This is a genomic window from Paractinoplanes aksuensis (assembly GCF_024137025.1).
GTDB classification, from domain to species: domain Bacteria; phylum Actinomycetota; class Actinomycetes; order Mycobacteriales; family Micromonosporaceae; genus Actinoplanes; species Actinoplanes aksuensis.
The window spans coordinates 16256-30365 of sequence record NZ_JAMYJR010000065.1 but is presented as its reverse complement, the minus strand read 5'-3'; the positions used below and the strand labels follow the sequence as shown (position 1 = coordinate 30365).

The following is a 14110-nucleotide window of genomic DNA, read 5'->3' as shown; positions in this document are numbered from 1 at the left end:
TCGGCCAAGGGAGCGCTGCTGCCCGTGCTGATGGTGACGGCCCGGGACTGTGCTGGTGATTGCGTCACCGAGCGTCACCGCATGGGTGGTCGTCGCCGGCGACTCAGCGCCACCGTCCGCAGTCTGAACTGACGGCCGATGCCTCCGCCACCGCCGTGGCACCGGATCATCGGCTGGCCGCATCGGCTTCGCTGCCGGAGCTCCAGGGAGTCAGCGGGCGCGGCGACGGCCACTGCGGAACCCGCCAATTGCGTCCGCGCTATCAAATGCTCGATGCCAACGGCGTCGTGATCAGCCGAACGGCACCCGGAGATCAAGCACCGTGTCCCGGCCGAGCAGCGCGGAAAGTTGGTCGGCGATCTCGAAGGCCAGGTCGGTAAGCGGGCCATGCTCACCACCGAGCTCGCTCGGACGGTAGGCGTGAACCGGGGGCGTTTCGTCCCGCCCTCGCATCCATTCTGGGCATTCAGAGGTTTCCGGCCGACGATTCGGCGGGAGAACACGTCGCGGGCGGCGGCCAGTCAGAACGCGCCCTCGCCGGTCAGGATTCTGGTGACGTCGGCGACCCAGAGCCGGTTCGGGCGGTCCGCGGTGAACTTGCGGTTGACCAAGTCCGGGGCCGGGGGTGTGCCGCGAGTCCGGCCGCAACGATGATGATCTTGATGATGGCACCGAGCAATTCAGGCGTACCTGGACCATAGATCGCGCATCGGCTCCCATTTCTCGCCCAGGCCATCCTTCCAGTAAGCCAGCAGATAGCCAGCGACCGGAGTCTCGGCGTCGTCCCACCAGATGCCGCTCACCGTCCGGGTTACCCCACGCTCGGCAAGACGGAACGCGTACTCCAGGTAGGTTCCGGTGACGCGGCCCGAAGGGGTGACCCGATCCGCCGCCGGAGCGACTCCCGGGGTCAGCGTACGGGCGTCGACGGCCTGCCCCAGGGCTTTGAACCGGGCCTTGTCCCGTTCGGCGACCGAGTCGTACTCGACGAAGATCGCGCTCATGCCGTCCAGCGTGCAGCGGACGCGAACCTTCTCACCCACGTTGAGCTTGGGGCCGCCCGCGTCGCCGCTGCGCGAACAGGTTGACAGGTAGGGCAGCCAGCTTGAGGCCAGGGCGGTGAGGTTGCTGTCAACGAACTCCGGTTGATTGACGGCGACCTGGCTCTGCTCGAAGACGCCGAGGGAGCCAGCGCTGGGAGCCGGTGCGGTCGGACCGGCCGCGGGAGGCACAGTGGCCCGTCCGGCGAAGTAGCCGCCGGTACCGAAGAACAGCGATCCGGCAATGAGTCCGGCCAGCACGCCGACCACGAGGCGGCTGCGCCGCGGAGGCGGCGCGGGTTCGACAGGCCAGCCGGAGGACGAGGTGAGGCCGTGCGGGTTGCCGGTCCAGTCGTCCGGGCTGTCGGTTCCGATCCGGAATGGGCCGTAGCCCAGGCTGCCGCCGCTGGGCGTGACTCCGGCGGTTTGCGGGCGGCTGTCCGGGTACAGGCCGCTACCGGGGTACGGATCCCTGCTCTGATACGAGTCGCTGACCGCATATGGGGCGCCGCCCGCCAGGCCTTGGTTGCCACCAGGCTGTGGGCCACTGCTGGTCGGATGCGGGTTCCCCGCGATGGCCGGATAGTCGTCGTCGCGAGGGATGTCGAAGGGATGCGGTTCGCTGCCGGTCACTGTCGTCTTTGATCCGCATTGATGAGGGGACTCGGCGGCCGAGGACGGGTTCGCTTCGGCACCCGGCTCGGCCGGTCGCTGGGCACCGATCGGGACGGTCGCCTCGGCTACCTTCGAGAAGGGACCGTGTCCCAGAATGCCGCTCTGCGAGTAATAGGTCACTAGCTCACACGCTACCAATCAGTGACGAACGCCGATGTCCGGCGAGAAATCGTCAGCTCGGCCACAACACCTCTGCCGCGGCCGAGCTGACAGCGAATCACACGGGTGTCTCACCCACGGGCCTGCGGCGCCGGGTCACGAGGACCAGCCCGACACCACCGGCGGCGGCGACTGCCCCCAGCCCGGCCACGCCGAACACATTCATCCCGGTCACCGGCAGGCTGCTGCTACCGGAACCCCCGGTGCCGCCGGTACCGTCGTCGCCATCCTCCAGCCCGTCCTCGGCCCCAGTGCCTCCACCCGTGCCGGGTTCGGTCGTGGGTGGAGTTCGTCCCGGCCCGTCGTCGCCGGGCGGGGCCTCGCCGCCTCCGCTACCCGGCTGGTCGCCGTCGTCAGGAGGATTACCCCCACCGTCACCAGGCGGAGTACCCCCGCCATCACTAGGCGGAGTACCCCCACCGTCGTCAGGCGGAGTACCCCCGCCATCACCAGGCGGAGTACCCCCACCGTCGTCAGGCGGAGTACCCCCGCCATCACCAGGCGGAGTACCCCCACCATCACCAGGCGGGGCGTCTCCGCCGTCACCGCCTTGTTCAGGCGTGCCGTCCTCCGGTGTGCCGCTGCCTGCTTCGTCGTCCCCCGGAACCTTTTCGTCCTTGGTGGCGTCAGTACCGGCCCGTTGTTCAGCGACAATCGCAGGCCCCCGAGGGGCGGCCGAGTCGGTAGTCGCGCCGGCCGCTTGACCGCCCGCGAGTGCCGCCACACCGACCGCTCCCGCCAGTACTCCGAGGCGTACGACTGCGCGCATACTCCGATGTCGCGCAAGCTGATTGATTCGCATGTTCCTCCCCGTACGAAGCGATGCGGGGGCACAAGTCCACGGTCGACCAGGCACCTCTCCCGCCGCTAGGCGAGGAACGTAGCCCAGGTCAAACCCCCACACCAGGCACAACTGACATAGTGTGGACTTGCTGACACTTAACGTCACCAAATGAACTTCGCCGTCTCCCCACCTCCGGCAGCAACGCGACGCGCTCGAAAACTACCTGGCACGAGGACACATCGTCAGCTTCGTGGGCCGGCCGCAGCAGGCGCACACGCTCGGTGTCGTTGAGCTGCAGCGCGCGGGTGAGAGCGTCGAGGACCCGGGTCAGCGAACCGGGCTCAGTTTGGCCAGATACTCCACGCCCACGCCGGCCAGAGCGGCCACCTTGCTGCAGTGCGCGGGTTCGACCCGAACTACAGCTTGACGAACTCGGTGTGGCTGTCCCTCGGTGTCGAGGAACAGCCACACGTCACCATCGACTCACGATCTCACTGACAGAGCTATGGATACAACGCTGCCGTTCAATCCGTCGGTTGAACCTCGGGAGGGCCGCACCTTACCGAGGCTCCGGTGTAGCTTCCGCCAACATCCGCCCCGCACGGTTAAGCCCAGTGATTTTGTGATTGATGCGGTACGGGGTGCGATCCGAGATGGACCCGAGAATTGTCAGCTGCTCCTTTCGCTTCGCTTCCTTCTTCGCCATCGACGGGGAGTTATCTTTTGGATTTCATGCCGGGCGTCACGCCATGCACAGCCATCGTCCTATTCACTCGGTGGTCGCGCGCACCGCGGCGTGGAGCTCGGCCAGCCGGTCGTAGTACTCGTTGCGGTCGCGCACGACGTACGGCAGCGTGGCGTAGACATGGTCGACGCCGCCCTCAGCCAGCTCGGCGATGTCAGCCGCCAGCTGCCTGGCACTGCCGGTGAACGGCTTGCGGTCGCCCTCGGCAACCTCGGCCAGCAGCGCGTACAGGCTGACCTGATAGACGCAGCGGATCTGGGCCGGGTCTCGACCCTCCTCCTCGGCCATCCGGCGGATCTGGGCCAGACCGGCCAGCGTCTCGGCCGCAGAGATGCCGGTCGGCAACCAACCGTCGGCCCGCCGGGCGATGCGCCGGAACGCGGTCCGGTTGCTGCCGGCCAGGTAGACCGGGATGGGCCGGGCTGATTTCGGGTTCACGTCGGCCGGGTCGATGCGGTATCGGCCGGTGTCCACGGTGACCGGGTTGGGCCCCAGATCGCCGCGGCGACGTCGAGGAACTCGTCCAAGGCGGCACCTCGCTCGGCGAATGGCCGGGGCACCGCAGCAACGAACTCGTCGACCGACCAGCCGGTCCCCAGACCGGCGATGACCCGGCCGCGGCTGACGTGGTCGAGGTTGGCCAGCGTCTTGGCCGGCTTGACCGGCAGGTGCAGTGGGGCCACGAGCACGCCGGTGCCGAGCTCGACCCGGCTCGTGACAGCCGCCGCCAAGGCCAGCGTGATCAGGGGGTCGGCGACGATCCCGTACAAGGCCGGCCAAGGTAGATCCGATACGCCGTACAGCCCGTGGGTCCCGGACTGGTCGTGCGGGAGGAGAACCCGTTCGAACGCCCACACACTGTCGTACCCGATCTGCTCAGCCGTGCGGGCCGCGTCGTGATGTCGGTGGCGAGGTCATAGTCGGTGATTTGCGGAAGGTTGACGCCCAGTTGATAGTCATACCCGCTACAGCGGACGGTGGGACGCGAAGTTCAGTTCGATGAGCAAGTTCGCCTTGAGCCCGAGATGGATCCGGCCCGGGCAATCGCAGGCCGACGCCGCTTTCGGTGTCCTCCGGTCGGCAATGCCCTTGGTACCACCGGCCGGTGAACTTCGAGTCCCGGCGTCCGTCGGCGTCTTCGTGATCCCGCAAAGGTTTCTCCGGGCCGGTGCGGCCCCTCGTCCTGGTCCTCCTGCTCGGCCACTGGTCCGTCCCGGCCGGGCTGCCAAGTCGGTGCTGATGCTGCCATCGTCACCCCGGCCGCACTCGGCTCCCGCACCGCGGATCTGGAGCAGAGCTCACCGGGCGGAGGCGACCACGACGATCATCGGCGTCCGGACGGTCGACGCATCTAGCTGGCAGCGGGCGCAGCGATCCCCGACCTCGGGAACGAAAACTGGCTCTACAAGCAGATCAGCTCGTTCCGGGCCGCACCGGCCTACCGTCAGTACTGACCGCGTCCTCGAAAGTAGTAGCGTCTGACCAGTTTCCTTGATCTGGTCGGCGGTCCCGGCACCGGCCTAGTAGGACTTTGTTAGGTGGGGACGGGTTGGTGGCAGTGTGGGCAGAAGCCGAGCCAGGTGGCGAGTTGGTATTGCCGGTGCCGTAGGACGGCGTAGAGGCTCAGGGCTGCCCTGCTGCTTTTGGGACGGCCGCCCGTAGCTGGGTGAGGAACAGTTGGGCGGTGGTGACGAGGGTGACGTGGCGGTGCCAGCCGATCCAGGAACGTCCTTCGAAGTGGTCGAGGCCGAGGCCGGTTTTGAGTTCGCGGTAGTCGTGTTCGATGCGCCAGCGGCTTTTCGCCAGCTGGACCAGGTCGGTGAGGCTGGTGTCGGTGGGCAGGTCGGACAGCCAGTAGTCGCTGGGCTCGGCCTGTCCAGGCGGCCATTGCACCAGCAGCCAGCAGTCGGGCAGGACCCCGTCATCGGCCGGTGGCAGGCCTTCACGGACGCTTCTGCCTGCGGGGCGGACCCGCAGGGCGAAGAAGTGCCCGGATAAGGTGCCGTTGGGTCGATCGCCGCCCTCGGCTGCGGGCAGGCGTTCACGCCAGTGCACGAGGGCGGCCTGGCCGGCGCCGTGGTCGAGGGCGAGGTCTTTGATGCTGCGGGCCGGGTCCGGATAGCGCGGGGTGGGATATTTCCCGACGCCGGCGTAGGCGACCGGGGTGGGCTCGGCGTGACCGGGCTGGGCGGTGGTGCTCGAGGTGGTCGCCACGACGAAGCTGATGCCGCGGTCGGTGAGACCTTGCCGGAACTCGGCGACCTGCCCGTAACCGGCGTCAGCGGTCAACAGCGGTGGATACAGCTCCCAGCCGGCCAGCTCGTCGATCATTTCCAGGGCCATCAGCCATTTCGGCCGGTACCGTTCATCGGCCGGAACCTTCGACGCCGCCCGCCGGGCGAGAATCTGGGCGATCAGCTCTTCACGCGGGACCTCTTTACGCAGGTGAGGTTTCTTCTTGCCGGCCTCGTCCAGGGTGACCGGCTGCCGCCGCAGACGTCGGGCGTGGGTGTTGGCGACCTTGCCTGTCTCGTCAGGAACGCAGGTCTCGTCCCAGGACTCCGGGACGAACAACCGCCAGTTCAGCACCGCCGACGCCGCATCACAGGCGGCGTGAACGCTGACCGCGATCTGGCAGTTGCCGACCTTGCCGAGGGTGCCGGAGTACTGCCGGGCCACACACGCCGACGCCGGCCCGTCTTTCGCGAAGCCGGTGTCGTCGACCACCCACACCGTCGGCGAGACCACACCGACTGCGGACGTCGCAACCCGGCGCCGGACACCGGTCACGTCCCACGTCGACGACGTCAGAAACTGTTGCAGCTGCTGGTGATCCACGCCCAGACGGGCAGCCATCGGCTGCATCGACTTACGCTGCCCGTCGAGCATCAACCCACGCAGATATCGAACCCCGGTCTCCCGTTGATCGATCCGCCTCAGCCCAGCGAACACCTCAGCAGCGAACTCCTGGAGCTGCACCCGGACCTGCTCCAACCCGCCCTCATCCACACCGAGCAGCCAACCACCACAGCACAACCGTCACAAGCGACACGCCACAACGACCTAACAAAGTCCTACTAGTACTGCAACGGCACTTGTAGTTGGTGGTGCGTGCCCGGGTGATGCTCTGGGGCGTTAGTCGGGCGTGGTCATCGGCACGCTCGAGACAACCCGGAGTCAGCTGCCCTCGGGTGCGCCGTCGCCGACGCTTGCGCCGCCTTCGGGTGCGTCCGTGAGGTAGACGTGTTGGTGTCCATGACCGGCGTCGATGTTGATCTGGTCGAGCTGCGTGGCCGCCACCGACCAGTCGTTGACCGCGAGTAGTCGCTGGCGCGATGCCACAGCGAAGAGTGGCGGTTGATGGCCGGACGGCAGGGCACGGGCAGCGGCGAACGTGTCGAGGGCGATTGACAGCTGGCTGACCGCGTTGCGCAGACCGTTGCGCGCGACGTTAGTGGCGGTGCTGCCCGACGGTGTGTCTTTGTGCCGCTCCACCTGCTGCACCATGATCTGTTTCCAGACGGCCAGTTGCTTGTCCGTAACCGCGGTGCTCGCACTGCCGCCATCCGTGTTCGGGAGCCCGGCCTTCAAGCCGGCCACCACCGGCTTGACCTGCTGTGCGGTGCTACGTGCCAGCGCGGTCAGCTCGACGACTTGAGCGGCGTCCCGCTTGGCCTCAGCCTCTTGCAGCGACGCGACTGCCGTGTCGGTATCGGTATCGGTGGGGCTGGCTATGAGTACTCCGATGAACAGACCCACTGCCGCCGCCACCATCAGTGCGATCACAGCGCGAAGCGGCCCGGCGGAAGGCTGACCGGTTGCGGAGTTCCGGGGCGTCGCCCTGTTTGACTGCGGCCTGCTGATCTTTCGCGCCATGCACACCCCTGCCCACCGGGTTCGGAACGAACGTCAGATTACGTGGGCTTTTAGACAGGCGTCAATGTGGATCCACGCGATCGAAAGTGTGCCTACGGCACCGAAGTGAGTCCGATGAACCAGTAGCACTGCCGGAGCTTGCGCGCAGACACCCAAGCAGCCACTGCGAGTCAAGACACCGTACTGGCTGCCGCAGACCCGCTCCCGCAGAGCACCCAGCAGACTGGCTGACTCACTGTCAGCGACACCGGTGTCGGTACGGTCTCGCAAGGCATGACAGCGTTGACCGTCGCACACTACGACCGTGACCCCGGCCGGAGCAGTGGGCACGGGACTCATGACGCTCCCCTTCCGGCGCGTCGGGCTCGTCCCTCGGACGCAAGCCCGGCCGGGGGCCTCGTCGCTTCCCGGCCGGGTCCGCATCGGCGCCCGCTTCCCGCTGTCAGTCGTGGACATCGGGCGCGCACATCACCGTACAATGAAAATCGTTTTCGATGAAGTGGACTGGCGGGCGTACTTCGCTCACGAATGGAGCCCAGCCACCAGCTTCTCGACACCCGCGACTCCGGCCAGGTTGGTCGAGTCGTTCTGCGGGAGGTAGACGATGCGGTTGTCACGGATCGCGGCCACAGTCGGCAGGGTCTTCGTGAGCTGAGTCCGGGCGGTGGCTTCGCTCTCGCCCGCACGGAGCAGATAGACCAACGTGCCGGGATTCCGTCTGGTCACATCCTCCACCGACACTTGCCCGTAGTACGACTTCTCGGGCAGAACACCTGCGTAGACGTTCGTGGCGCCGGCCAGTCGGGCCATGTCGCTGTAGACGCCTTCGTAGGTGTAGAGCTGACGGTCGAAGGTGCTGAGGAACGCGACCGGAGTGGCCGGCTGATCACCGACGCGCTCGGCCACGGCGTCCAGGCGCCGGTCGAGGTCGGCGCGCAGCCGCTGGGCGTCGGCCGGACGGCCGAGGATGCGGCCCAGCGCGTCGAGATCGGTGTCGACGTCAAGCACCTTGGCCCTGGTGGCATCGTCGCCGCAGAACCCGCTCAGCACCATGACCTGCACTCCCTGTTCGGCCAGGTCGGCGATGGTGGGCAGCTGCTTGCCGTCGAACAGGTACTCGCCGTCGGCCCAGACGAGTTGCGGGCGGGCGGCCAGCAACTGTTCCCGGCCGGGGGCGTTCTCGCCCAGCACCGGGATCCGGGCCGCAGCATCGGCGTACTGGCCGGTGACCGTACCGGTGCTGGTGTTGTACTGCCCCACGAGAGTGTCGCCCGCGCCCAGTGCGAGCAGGAGTTCGGTGCTGGACGACCAGCCCGAGACGACACGGGTCGGCGGGCCGTCGAAGTGCAGGGTGCGGCCGCAGTTCGTCACATCGACCGGAAATCCGGCGGCCGACGAGGCAGGCGCCGGGTCGGCGGCCGACGAGGCAGGCGCCGGGTCGGCGGTCGCAGAGCCCGATCCGCAGGCCGCAACTACGCTCAGAATGGCCACCGCCATCGCGACAGGCCGGAACCTTTTCATGAGTTGTCCTCTCGGGAGGGTGAAACAGGGTCGGCGAAGATGAGGTGCGGGCGTCCGGTGTCGGGGTGGGCGACGCGGTGCGCGGTGACGCCGAAGACGTCTGCGATCAGCGCGGGCGTGAGCACCTCGCCGGGAGTGCCGTGGGCGACCAGGGCACCGTCTTGCAACAGGTGCACCCGGTCGCAGTACGCGGCAGCGAGGTTGAGGTCGTGCAGTGCGGCGAGGACGGTGATGCCGAGACCGCGGACCAGGGCGAGCAGGCCCAGCTGGGTGCCGATGTCGAGGTGGTTGGTCGGCTCGTCGAGGATGAGCACCGAAGGCTGCTGGGCGAGGGCGCGGGCGAGCAGAACGCGCTGCTTCTCCCCTCCGGAGAGCGCGCTGAACGGCCGGTGTTCGTGGCCGGTCAGACCCACGGTGGCGACGGCCTGCGTGACGATCGCACGGTCCGCACTCGCCCATCGGGCCCAGGCGCCGTGATGCGGCGTGCGGCCGGCGGCGATGACTTCTTCGACGGTGAAGCCGATTTCGTGCGCCGGCTCCTGGGCCAGCACGGCGACCCGGCGGGCGGCCTGCCGGGCGGACAGCTCGCGCAGCAGGTCCTGCCCGTCGAGCAACACCGCACCGGAATCGGGGGGTAGCGCCCGGTAGACGGTGCGCAGCAGCGAAGACTTGCCACTGCCGTTCGGCCCGAGCAGGCCGACGAAGGTGCCGGCTGGGCAATCGATGGTGACGTCGCGGACGAGCTGCGCCGAGCCGATACGCACGCCGACGTTGTCGAGGCGTAGTACCGCCCCGGTCATGCCGATCCCCCGGCCCGGCGCAGCAGGATCAGGAAGAACGGCACGCCGGCCACCGCGGTCACCACGCCGAGGGGCAGTTCGAGCGGTTGCACCACAACGCGGCCGACCAGGTCGGCGAGCACCAGGAAAAGGCCGCCGGCCAGCGCCGCCGCGGGCAGCAGCTTGCGATGGTCGGCGCCGATCAACAGCCGTATCGCGTGGGGCGCGACCAGGCCGACGAAACCGACTCCGCCGGCGACCGCGATCACCGCCGCGGTCAGGGCAGCGGCCACGACGAGCAGCCACAGCCGCAGGCGGTGCACGTCGATGCCGAGGGAGGCGGCGGCATCGTCGCCGAGGTGCAGCGCGTTGAGCCGGCGGGCTTGCCCGAGCAGCCACGCGAACGAGGCGCTGACCAGCACCAGCGGCAACAGAAGTTTGCCCCATTCCGCCCCGGCCACGGTGCCGAGCAGCCAGAACAGGACGGCCGCCAGCTGGTTGCTGCTCACGCGAAGTTGCAGGAACGTGGTCGCGGCCTGGAACAGATACGACAGCGCCACTCCGGCCAGCAGCAGCCGCGACGGGTCGAGCACGCCGCGTCGGCGGCCGAGCAGCAGCACGAGCGCGAGAGTCAGGACGGCACCGCCGAAGGCCGCGCCGGACACGCCGATCGTTGCACCGAGTCCGGCGCCGGCGGCCGTGCCGAGCGTCAGCAGGCCCACCGCGGCCAGGGAGGCGCCGGAGGAGACGCCGAGAACATAGGGGTCGGCCAGAGGGTTGCGGACGACGGCCTGCAGCACCGTGCCGGCCACCGCGAGACCGGCGCCGACCAGAAAAGCCAGAAGGACCCGGGGGATGCGGACCTGCCACACGATCTGGTCGGTCAGTGCGTCGCCGACCGGCGCTGCGCTCAGCCGCGCGGACACGACTGACCAGATCTGGTCGGGCGGGATCCACACAGCGCCGGTACCGGCCGCCACCACCAGCACGATCGGGATCAGCGCGACCAGCACGCCGAGCACACCGGCGTACCGGACGGCTGGACGGCGCCGGACCGCTTCGGGCCCGGCCGGGGCGACCGTCGTTGAGCGCACCGGGGACAGCCCGCGGACAGGAGGAGACGACACGGGAGCACTTTACAATGGAAATCGTTTCCAACAAGATGGCCGCATGGCCGAATCCTCGACCGCGACCAGCGACCGTCCCGCTCGGGGCCTGCTGCGGGACACCAACTTCAGACGGTGGTACCTGGCCCGGTCGATCAGCTACGCCGGCACCGCAGCCACTGCGGTCGCCCTGCCCATGCTCGCCTACCAGCAGTCCGGGTCGGCTGCGCTGACCGGGGCCGTCGCCGCCGCCGAAGCACTTCCGTACCTCTTGTTCGGCCTGCCCGCCGGCGCGGTCGCCGACCGCAGCTCCCGGCTGCGACTCATGATCATCGCTGAGCTGCTGGCCGCGACCCTGGTGCTCTCAGCACCGGTCGCCCACGCGTTCGGGCACCTGAACGACCTGCACATCGTCGGCGTGGCCGCCGCGATCGGCACCGCCTTCTGCTGGTTCGACGCCGCCGCCTGGGGCGCCCTGACCCGGGTGGCCGGTCGCGACCGCCTCGTCGAGGCGAACAGCCTCATCTGGGCCACCGCCACCGTCACCGGGATCGCTGTACCCGCCGTCGCCGGTGTCGCGGCGACGGTTTGGAGTCCCGCCCAGGTGCTCATCGTGGACGCGCTGAGCTATCTGGCCTCGATCGTGTTGCTCCGGCGCATCGGCGGCGGCCTCGAACCGGACGAACCTCGCCGCGACGGCCACTCCCTGCGATCGGACATCGTCGCGGGGCTGTCGTACCTGTGGCGCCAACCGGTCATCCGCACCCTCAGCCTCACCGGCTTCTGCCTGTCGACCACCGCCGGGGGCACTCTGGCGTTGCTGGTCGTCCACGCCCGCGAGCAACTCGGACTGGATACCGGCGACCGTCGTGTCGGTCTGCTCTACACCGCTGCCGCCGTCGGTGCCCTCCTGTCCGCACTGGCGTTGCCACGGCTGAGTCGCGCCGTGGGCGTGGGACGCCTGTCGATCGCCGGCTACCTGATGTTCCTGCTCGCTGTTCTCGCGCTGGCCGGAACCGAACAGGTATGGGCAGCCCTGCTTCTCTGGGCGGCGTGCGACTTCGCCAGTGCGACCGCCATCACCAACGGCATCACCGTCCGCCAGCAGCTCACCCCCGACCATCTGCAGGGGCGCGTCAACACCACCGGGCGGATGATCGCCTGGGGCGGGACACCGGTCGGAGCCGCTCTCGGCGGCCTCATCGCCGACACGCACGGCGTTGCCACCGCCTACGCGCTGCTTGCTGCCCCCGTGGCCCTGGGCCTGGGCATCCTTCTCTTCTCTCCGGTACGGCGGCTAGGCCACATCGACTTGTAACCCCACGCGGGACCGCGACTCAAGCGGCAGAGCCCGAGCCGCGATCCGCAGTGTGGTGCCAATCCTCACGGCTGTGAGTCAAAGCGTCCCGCACGATATGGGCCACATGGTCATCGACCAGGCCGTACGCGATCTCGCGGCGCTGCCGCACCCCGCGCACCAGCCCGGCCATGCGCAACACCCGCAGATGCTGCGATACGAGCGGCTGGGTCAAGCCGGTCAGCTCGACCAGCTGATGAACGTAACGCGGCTCCGTCGCGAGCAGGTCGACGATCGCCAGCCGAATCGGCGAGGACAGCGCTTTGAACAGCTCACCGGCCGCCTCGTACTGCCCGATCGCGCCGTCTTGCATGCTCACATGCTTTCATGCGCACTTCAGTGCAGCAATGCGTTGCGTCACCACGAAGCCTTGCGGATGCCCGCCCCCCACCTTCGTCCGGATGAGCCGGCGGCACCCGGGCAGCGACCTGATCCTGGCACTGCCCCGCCATCGAGCCCGAAGCCGTCGTGCTGTCCGCGTTCGCGAAAGACGGTACCGACGGCCATCGCTTTCCCTCGGGATCTCGTGCTAACGTCCCGACCTGCAAATGGAAGTCGTTTTCATCTAGTCGCCATCCAGAAAGGAGACAACGCGTGCCGAGACCTGACATACGCGTTGCGTCGGTCGTCGCCGGTCTCACCCTGTCCGCCGTCGCCCTGCTCGACCCCTCCCCCGCCCTGGCCGCCGAGGCGGTGGTGCTGGCCAAGGGCCACACCGACGCCATCGACGTGCACTACGAGGGCGGCGCCCTGAAGCTGAAGGTCAAGGACGACACCGTGAGCCCCGCGGTGGAACGCGACCCGGCCGACGTGACCTTCCAGGTCCTGCCCGCCGCCGAGACGACGGTTCCGGACCTGCCCGCCTTCTCCTTCCTGGGACAGGCGGGCAGCAAGATCTGGATGCTGCCCCAGGTGCAGGACGCCGCGCTGCTGTGGCCGGGATGGAACACCGGCCAGCTGGATTCGGGCGTCTTCGCCGGGAACAAGGTCGTCATCAGCTTGATCGGGGTGGACGGACCCGGCGACGTGACCCTGTTCGACACCAACTCGCTCGGCACACCGAACGTCAAGTTCCGCAGCAGCGACGGACTGCCGGACCGGCTCGACGTGCCGGTGCACACCCACGCCCACGCCAGTTGGGTCTTCTCCGCGCAGGGTGCCTACACACTGAAGTTCCAGGCGGACGCCGCGCTGACCAACGGCACGACGGTCAGCACCGGGCCGATCGACTACAGGTTCGTCGTCGGCGACCGTCAGTCCGGCGGTGGCGACGTCGGTCTCAGCGTCTCGGGCATGGCCGAAGGCGACTATCAGCCGGGCACCACCGTCACGCTGCAGGCGGTGCAGTCCCCGCAGGGCCCTCTGACGAAGTACCAGTGGTTCGCCAAAAAGGCAGGCGAGGACGACTACACCCCGATCCAAGGGGAGACCGGCGCGTCGTACAGCTTCACCGCGACGCGTGCACTGAACGCCACCGACTACGTCGTCCGGCTCTACGACGGCGAAACCGTTGCGGCCGAGAGCAATCCGGTCACCCTGTGGGTCGCTCCGCCCTCGTCGGGCAGCAGCGCCGCCAAGTCGGTGACGGCCACCATCCAGGCGTCCGAGGGCGCACTCGTGATCAGCGTGGATCCCGAGGACCGCACGGTGACTCTGCCCGCCGCCACGCTCGCGGCCGCCGGCGACCGGTGGGAGAGCTCCGGAGCTCTCCGGCCGGTCACGGTGACCGACACCCGGGCGGCCAAGCCCGGGTGGACGGCCTCCGGCCAGGTCGCCGACGGCTTCCGCACCGAGGACGGCCAGTCTTTCGCGGGCGGCTACCTGGGATGGACGCCCAGCATCACGCAGCAGGGCGACGAGCAGGGCGTGGTGGCCGGGCCGGTGGCCGCCCCGTACGTCGCCGGTCAGCCGGGCACCGGCCTGGGCGACAGCGCGGCGCTCGCGTCGGCCCCGAACGGCCAGGGTCTGGGCACGGCTGAGCTCGATGCGGCGCTGAAGCTCAGCGTCCCGACGGACACGGCGGCCGGCACCTATACCGGCACGCTCACCCTGACCGCTATCTGATGAA

11 protein-coding genes are annotated in these 14110 nt (G+C 68.6%); 2 read left to right on the top strand and 9 right to left on the bottom strand.

The window, feature by feature from the left end:
• Positions 1-680: 680 nt before the first annotated feature.
• The 8 genes from M1L60_RS45270 to M1L60_RS45235 form a co-directional block, all read right to left on the bottom strand.
• Complete coding sequence (locus M1L60_RS45270) at positions 681-1310, bottom strand: hypothetical protein (RefSeq protein ID WP_253243810.1); 630 nt, start codon at positions 1308-1310, stop codon at positions 681-683.
• A 2117-nt stretch (positions 1311-3427) separates the two neighbouring features.
• On the bottom strand, positions 3428-3877 hold the full coding sequence (locus tag M1L60_RS45265) for an LLM class flavin-dependent oxidoreductase (protein ID WP_253243809.1): 450 nt from the start codon (positions 3875-3877) through the stop codon (positions 3428-3430).
• Entirely contained in the window at positions 3838-4260 is a 423-nt protein-coding gene (locus M1L60_RS45260; protein WP_253243808.1) for an LLM class flavin-dependent oxidoreductase, read from the bottom strand. Before M1L60_RS45260 ends, M1L60_RS45265 begins: the two co-directional genes overlap by 40 nt.
• A 766-nt stretch (positions 4261-5026) precedes the next feature.
• Positions 5027-6412, bottom strand: coding sequence for an IS701 family transposase (locus M1L60_RS45255; RefSeq protein ID WP_253243807.1), 1386 nt, complete (start codon positions 6410-6412; stop codon positions 5027-5029).
• Positions 6413-6580: 168 nt separating this feature from the next.
• On the bottom strand, positions 6581-7189 hold the full coding sequence (locus tag M1L60_RS45250; RefSeq protein WP_253243806.1) for a hypothetical protein: 609 nt from the start codon (positions 7187-7189) through the stop codon (positions 6581-6583).
• A gap of 612 nt (positions 7190-7801) precedes the next feature.
• Positions 7802-8800: an ABC transporter substrate-binding protein gene (locus M1L60_RS45245; protein ID WP_253243805.1), complete on the bottom strand. Its 999-nt coding sequence runs from the start codon at positions 8798-8800 to the stop codon at positions 7802-7804.
• Positions 8797-9600, bottom strand: coding sequence for an ABC transporter ATP-binding protein (locus tag M1L60_RS45240; protein ID WP_253243804.1), 804 nt, complete (start codon positions 9598-9600; stop codon positions 8797-8799). Before M1L60_RS45240 ends, M1L60_RS45245 begins: the two co-directional genes overlap by 4 nt.
• Positions 9597-10706 carry a FecCD family ABC transporter permease gene (locus tag M1L60_RS45235; protein WP_253243803.1) on the bottom strand — a complete coding sequence of 370 codons (1110 nt, stop codon included), beginning with the start codon at positions 10704-10706 and terminating at the stop codon, positions 9597-9599. Before M1L60_RS45235 ends, M1L60_RS45240 begins: the two co-directional genes overlap by 4 nt.
• Before the next feature lie 43 nt (positions 10707-10749).
• On the opposite strand from M1L60_RS45235, the gene M1L60_RS45230 reads away from it, so the two are divergent.
• A complete protein-coding gene (locus M1L60_RS45230) occupies positions 10750-12003 on the top strand; it encodes an MFS transporter (RefSeq protein WP_253243802.1) in 1254 nt (417 codons plus the stop codon).
• A gap of 19 nt (positions 12004-12022) precedes the next feature.
• Here M1L60_RS45230 and M1L60_RS45225 read toward each other — a convergent pair whose 3' ends face one another.
• Complete coding sequence (locus M1L60_RS45225; protein ID WP_253243801.1) at positions 12023-12355, bottom strand: ArsR/SmtB family transcription factor; 333 nt, start codon at positions 12353-12355, stop codon at positions 12023-12025.
• 281 nt (positions 12356-12636) lie between these two features.
• Between M1L60_RS45225 and M1L60_RS45220 the strand changes: the two genes are divergently transcribed.
• A complete protein-coding gene (locus tag M1L60_RS45220) occupies positions 12637-14106 on the top strand; it encodes a choice-of-anchor M domain-containing protein (RefSeq protein ID WP_438862225.1) in 1470 nt (489 codons plus the stop codon).
• The last annotated feature ends 4 nt before the right edge of the window (positions 14107-14110 follow it).

What these genes read in the sequence shown, in the direction of transcription:
- M1L60_RS45245 (WP_253243805.1), bottom strand. Translation starts at nt 8,800, where the DNA reads ATGAAAAGGTTCCGGCCTGTCGCGATGGCGGTGGCCATTCTGAGCGTA.
- M1L60_RS45240 (WP_253243804.1), bottom strand. Translation starts at nt 9,600, where the DNA reads ATGACCGGGGCGGTACTACGCCTCGACAACGTCGGCGTGCGTATCGGC.
- M1L60_RS45230 (WP_253243802.1), top strand. Translation starts at nt 10,750, where the DNA reads ATGGCCGAATCCTCGACCGCGACCAGCGACCGTCCCGCTCGGGGCCTG.
- M1L60_RS45225 (WP_253243801.1), bottom strand. Translation starts at nt 12,355, where the DNA reads ATGCAAGACGGCGCGATCGGGCAGTACGAGGCGGCCGGTGAGCTGTTC.